The 1,360-nt window shown below is 64.5% G+C and carries 1 protein-coding gene and 1 pseudogene; one reads left to right on the top strand and one right to left on the bottom strand.

Features of this window, described 5'->3' with window-relative positions; translation table 11 throughout:
- Window positions 1-103 precede the first annotated feature (103 nt).
- Window positions 104-277 carry a hypothetical protein gene (locus G341_RS23640; RefSeq protein ID WP_018177064.1) on the bottom strand — a complete coding sequence of 58 codons (174 nt, stop codon included), beginning with the start codon at window positions 275-277 and terminating at the stop codon, window positions 104-106.
- A gap of 140 nt (window positions 278-417) precedes the next feature.
- Here G341_RS23640 and G341_RS20410 point away from each other — a divergent pair.
- A pseudogene (locus G341_RS20410) lies at window positions 418-1,266 on the top strand (recombinase family protein); the annotation flags it as partial.
- Window positions 1,267-1,360 lie beyond the last annotated feature (94 nt).

Below are 1,360 nucleotides of genomic sequence, written 5' to 3' on the forward strand. Positions count from 1 at the left end.
CCTACCGAGCCGCCGTGGTCCTACAGGCATGCCTCCGCTGGACACGCCTATTAGGAGACACGCCCTAGCTCGCGGCATCATTACGTGCGGTAGGTCGTGACTGTCAGAACGGCGGCGGGTTCTGTTGCTCCCAGCGTTCGCGGGCCTGCCGGCGGGTGGTGCGGCCGGCGTCGCGAATGTGGTCGAATCCGGCTCGGCTGGGATGTTCGGGTGGCCGGTCCGGCAGGACGGCACCGAGGGCCGGGAACAGATCTGTGCCGGTGTACGCGTTGCCCACGAACGAGTGCCCGGTGAGCGCGGTGAAAATCGCTGTGCCCCAGATGTTCTGATACTGCCGCCAGCCGCCGAACGTTTTCGCTCGGTGGTGAAAACGACATAGCGGCCCAATATTCCTCGGAAGTTACTAAACTAACCGCTATGAGCGGTAGCAAGACGACGGTGCGGTCAGCAGCAGTGTACGCCCGGATCTCGCAAGATCTGGAGGGCAAAGGTCTTGGCGTGCAACGACAATTGGAGGACTGCCGCAAGCTCGCGACCGACCGCGGATGGACCATCGGGCGGGAATACGTGGACAACGACGTGTCCGCATACTCGGGCAAGACACGCCAGGGCTATCGGCAGATGCTTGATGATCTGGCGTCCGGTGCGCGGGACGCGGTGATTGTGTACAACCTCGATCGCCTGCATCGCCGGCCGGTGGAACTGGAGGAGTTCGTCACCCTGTGCGAGCAAGCCGGGGTACGCGAAGTCGCCACGGTCACCGCCGACATCGACCTCGGCAACGACGATGGGCTTTTCATGGCACGGATCTTCGCCGCGTTCGCCGCCAAGGAGTCCGGGCGACGCTCAGCGCGTGTCGCGCGCAAGATGCTGGCTAACGCGGAGGCTGGCTTGCCGCACGGCACCGCGCAACGCGCCTTCGGGTACGAGACCGGCAACCTCGTCGTGCGCGAGTCGGAGGCCGAGGTGGTGCGAGATCTAGTGGCTCGCACCATCGCTGGGGAGTCAATGCGGTCGATGGCCACGTGGCTCAACAACAATGAGATCCACACCGTCTCGGGCAAACCATGGATTACCAGCACGCTACGGACACTGGTGCAGTCTGGCCGCATCGCCGGGCTACGGGAACATAAAGGCCAGGTGATCGGTCCAGCGGTGTGGGAGCCAATCATCACCCCCGCCGAGCGGGATCAGGTGCTGGCGGTGTTCGCGGCGAAAGCGCGGTCGAACAAGCGGGTACCGCGCCGATACGTGTTGTCGGGGATGTGAACCGTCCTGGTCTGGTCGGAGACCTGGATCAAGCCACCGCGGGGATCGGGGTGACGGCCTGACGGTACTGCCTCTCGTGGTCGACAGGGGC

Origin of the sequence: Jongsikchunia kroppenstedtii DSM 45133 (genome assembly GCF_000380485.1) — a bacterium.
Lineage (GTDB): Bacteria > Actinomycetota > Actinomycetes > Mycobacteriales > Mycobacteriaceae > Jongsikchunia > Jongsikchunia kroppenstedtii.